The sequence below is a fragment of the Gammaproteobacteria bacterium genome, assembly GCA_029862005.1.
In the GTDB taxonomy this organism is placed as follows: Bacteria; Pseudomonadota; Gammaproteobacteria.
The window spans coordinates 1-4,314 of sequence record JAOTYD010000081.1; the positions used below are offsets into that span (position 1 = coordinate 1).

Annotated in this window: 3 protein-coding genes; all 3 read right to left on the minus strand. The window is 51.1% G+C overall.

Translation table 11 applies throughout. From position 1 onward, the window contains the following. Positions 1-1,366, minus strand: a 1,366-nt coding sequence (locus OES20_18855) for a mannitol dehydrogenase family protein (protein MDH3636752.1), incomplete at its 3' end; no start/stop codon positions are given. 193 nt (positions 1,367-1,559) lie between these two features. Then, positions 1,560-2,768, minus strand: a complete 1,209-nt coding sequence (locus OES20_18860) for an adenylate/guanylate cyclase domain-containing protein (protein MDH3636753.1) — start codon at positions 2,766-2,768, stop codon at positions 1,560-1,562. 222 nt (positions 2,769-2,990) lie between these two features. Then, the gene (locus OES20_18865) at positions 2,991-3,509 is read right to left on the minus strand and encodes a hypothetical protein (GenBank protein MDH3636754.1); all 519 of its coding nucleotides are present in this window, start codon (positions 3,507-3,509) and stop codon (positions 2,991-2,993) included. Between the last annotated feature and the right edge of the window lie 805 nt (positions 3,510-4,314).

The following is a 4,314-nucleotide window of genomic DNA, read 5'->3' on the forward strand; positions in this document are numbered from 1 at the left end:
CTTCACGCAGGCTCAAAAGCGCATCGGCGTCGTCACCTCCTTGCTTCGCCTTTTGAATGAGGGTGTCGGCAATCGGATCACGAACCGGAATGTCGCTTCCTTTCTCCGCCGCCCGGCCCAGGAAGCACATCCAGCTTGCAACGCTGAGTGCGGCAGTTTTGATGGAGCCGCCGGTTTTGAGCCGATCGCGGACGGTGGGGAGAATGAACTTGGGAAACTTGTAGGATCCGTTCATGCAAATCCTTAGCGCCTCGTCTTTTATGGCAGGATTTCCAAAGCGTCTCACTACGGTTTTTTTGTAGTCGGCCAAATCGACACCTGGAACGGGGTCCAGATGAGGCGTTACTTCCTCATCCAAAAAATGCGTCACGTACCCGGCGAATAGAGGCTCGCGGACAATTTCGAAGATGTATCGGTGCCCCGCGAGGTATCCGAGGTAAGCGATAAGGGAGTGGCTCGCGTTTAGAACCCTCAGTTTGATTTTCTCGTAGGCAGCCACATCCGTGGTGAACTGTACCCCCACCTCTTCGAGAGCTGGGCGCTGGCTTGAAAACCTGTCCTCGACTACCCACTGAGCATACGGTTCGCACATGACGGGGCATTGATCTTCAAGGTCGAATCGCTCCCTCACAAAAGCCCTGGTTTCCTCGGTGGGAAGCGGCGTTATCCTGTCCACCATGCTGTTCGGAAAGGCCACGTTCTGGTCGATCCATTTGGACAGTTTGGGGTCTACTTCGTCGCAAAACGCGAGGAGGGTGTGCTTGCTGATGCTGCCGTTGCCCTGGAAATTATCGCAGGACATGATGGTGCAAGGCGGGACATTGGTCACCATTCGGCGTTTGAGGGCCTGGCTCAGGTAGCCAAAAATGGTTTTGGGAGTCGACAGGTTCGCGAGGTCATGCCGAACGTCGGGGTGTTCGAGATTCAGCCCCGAGGTTCTTTGGTCGATATAGTAGCCCGCTCCTGTCACGGTGAGTGAGATGATTCTGGTTTCACGGGCTGCCAGTTTTTGTATGAACGCCGCTGCATCGTCATGCCCCAGGACGTAATCCGTCATCGATCCTATGATGCGGGCCTCCGCATGCTCGTCGGAGCGTTCGACGAGGGTGTACAGGCAATCCTGCGCGCGCAGAGCCTCCTTGAGGGCGCGGTCTTCCTCCCTTATTCCCGAGGCGCAAATACCCCAGGAGAAATCCCCGGTTTCCGATAGAAGACGATCCATGTAATGTTGCTGGTGTGAACGATGGAACCCGCCCGCACCGATATGGACGATGGAACTCTTAACCGAGTTTCTGTCGTAGGAAGGCGGCGACAAACCCGCAGGAAGATTGCCGGCCAGTAGTTGCGCTGTTAATTTGTCTGTCATCGTCCTATCTCCGTTTCGTCGGGGCTAGCGGTTACTGTCATTCTCGATCGAAATATGGTGGCAATTAACTTCATTCGGAATCAGCTTAACTGTCACTGTAACCCGAAAAACCGAAGTTCCGAAATACCGACCTGGGACTGTCTCCCTGTAATTTCCCGCGTTCCCTTTAGCAGTTTAAATTCACCCGCCAAAACTATCCCGGCGGCGATAAAATTTCTATCGGATGGCCAATGTTACGGAGTTCGAAACTGCCGTGAGATCGCCACGGTCGGTCGAGATTTTCGGCAAACCTGTCTGACACGAGAATTGTCTCGTCGAGTTCTTTGCATTGTGCTTCGATGCGGGCTGCTTCGTTGGCGGCTTTGCCAATAACCGTGAATTCGATTCGGTCGGCGGTACCGATATTGCCGTAGACCACGGTTCCGCAGTGTAACCCGATTCCGAATTTGATGGGTGGCTCGCCGCGCTCGGTTCTGTTCGCATTGAGGCGTTCGGTACGCACTATGGCATTCAATGCAACGTCGAGCGCGACCTGGCAGGCTTCCTCTTCATCTGCGTAGCGCTCGATAGGAAAGACTGCGAGGGAAGCGTCACCAATGTAGCGTAAGACTTCTCCACCACCATCGATCACGGCGCCCGCCGTGGCGTCGTAGTAGTCGTTGAGCACGTCGAGAAAGCGATCCAGATCGTAGTGCTCGGCAAGTTTCGAGGAATCGCGCAAATCGCAAAACAGAATGACAGCTTCGATGATGTCGCCATCACCCCTCTGGATTTGGCCTGAGTACACACGGTCTGCCGAGTAGCCGCCGAGATAGGCTTTTAGAATGTCATTGACCAGAATCCTTTGCGTGAGGTTCTTGAGTTCCACACAGAGTGGCTTGTGCAGGCGTCGCAGCAGTTCGATTTCGGCCTCGGTGAAGCCCTCCGGCGCGGAAGAAATCCAGCTGATCAGGGAGCCCTCCTGGTCAACCGACCAGGTACTGCGGTCCTCGTAACCGGTCAGCTGAAGAAAGTAGTCCGTACCGCCCTCAGCCGCGACTTTGACGAACAGCGGGAACCGGTCGGATTCAGATCCAGCGCTAATGCGGCAGCGGCCCTCGAAAGCGCCGCTTTCATATACCGGGTGAACAGGGCTTTGTAGAAAGGATTCCTCTTGCTCGACACCGCGCGTGTAAGTGTCGTGTTCGACCTCGTTGTCTGGATACCAGGTGTAGGTCCCGGCCACGTAGAGTGGATGTAGAATCGGACCACCGAAGTGAAAACGGCATAACTGCATCCCGAGTCCACCCAGACACCCGGCGACTTCTCGCATCAGGGCCGGGATATCCCAACCTTCCAGCGAGCGCGTGTGTAACAAATCCAGTGCAGTTACGTAAGCTTGATCTGCGTCTTTAATACTCATGCGGGTACCGGGTAAGTATGAACGCCTTATTTTCACTATTTCACCGGATAAAGAAAGAGACTAACGACGACGTTCAAAACCGGGCGTCCGATATCTGACTGATTCCTGCCGACGCGCGGAATATTACTCCGCCCCTTTTGATTCCTTCGATATAGAGGAGATTAATTGCGAAAGGAAAAAGTTATTTTTTGGAGCAGCTAAATAGCGCTTCGGAGCGTTGCTTTATTTTTTTAAATCCTTCTGCATTGTTTTATATTGTTTTTTCGACAGTGATTTACCACTTGCTCCAAAAACAATTTGAGCCCTTATATACGCGGTATCTCTGTATTTGTTCCAGGCTTCATAGATGATTGAATGGCTTAATTCATCCCTTTCGCCAGATACTTTCGCTACCGCATCTTTTACAGATTTTCCCTGTAAGCGGTATTTAGCCACATCAGTTGCAATATCTTCATTTCGTCTTCCAAGTTTGCGTTTCCCCTGTTTCCCGTTGAATCCGAATGCTGCTTCGAGGGCGCCGTTGAATTGCTTGCGATCAAGATAATTTTTAAAAGATTGATTAATTAATTTCAGTATTTCTCGAAGTGTATCTACGGGTATTTCTTCGCTCGATTGGTACAAGTGACAGTAATACGCCATGAATAATTGAATGTCCTCAGGTTGGGCGTCTTTTTTGTCAATATCGCACCTGAGATTATTTATCCAGCCAGGCCCGCAATTTTTAAATTTATCGCTGTTCATCATTGGTCCCCAAACACAACGTTATTCATCTGCTCGACCAGGGACGTCGTATGCGCTGCGGAAAGCTGGGCCCAACGCTGAACCATCGCCAGGGTTTTATGGCCTGGCACAGCAGCGATTTCAAGGGGGTCGGCGCCGTTGATGGCTGGTTCGGTTCTGCGCCCCCATTTTTGTGCGAGGTTCTTACTGCTACGGGTTTTGCTAACGGTTGGGGAGTTCGGTTTCCTTATCCTGATCTTATAGCTCGTCTTCCTGACGCCTTGCTGCTTTGAGATCGTTGCCATGCTCTATTGGGTGTTTGCCAATTGTTATCAGTCAATGAGCCTATACTACAGCAGTCCGCAATACACCAAAAATGGAATATTAATCCATTATTTAAAATATATAAGTTATTGTATTTTAATGATAAATAGTCACTTGACTAAAAAATGAGTCCACTAATAGTCCAGTAGATGACAAGAAAGGTCATAAGTTTGAGGGATGTGGGGGTGCCTATGAAAGAAAAGTATTGTGTGACGTTGCGTCATACTGGACTAAATTTGGTATTTACGCTTCTTTTCGATTAAGGAATAGTACCATGAGTCATTGAAAGTATTGGTGGGCCCGGCAGGACTCGAACCTGCGACCAAGGGATTCACTGTACCCGATCATTTCTGAACGGAGCGGACTATCTCACCACCCACAATCGTGCGATTGCTCAGGGTGCGGGACGCTCTAGCCTGTTATTAAGAACACTCTAGTTCCCAGGTAGTCTCTGCACCTTCCAGAAGTGTACTTCTGGCTTGGCTCAGGGTTACCTTCAGCC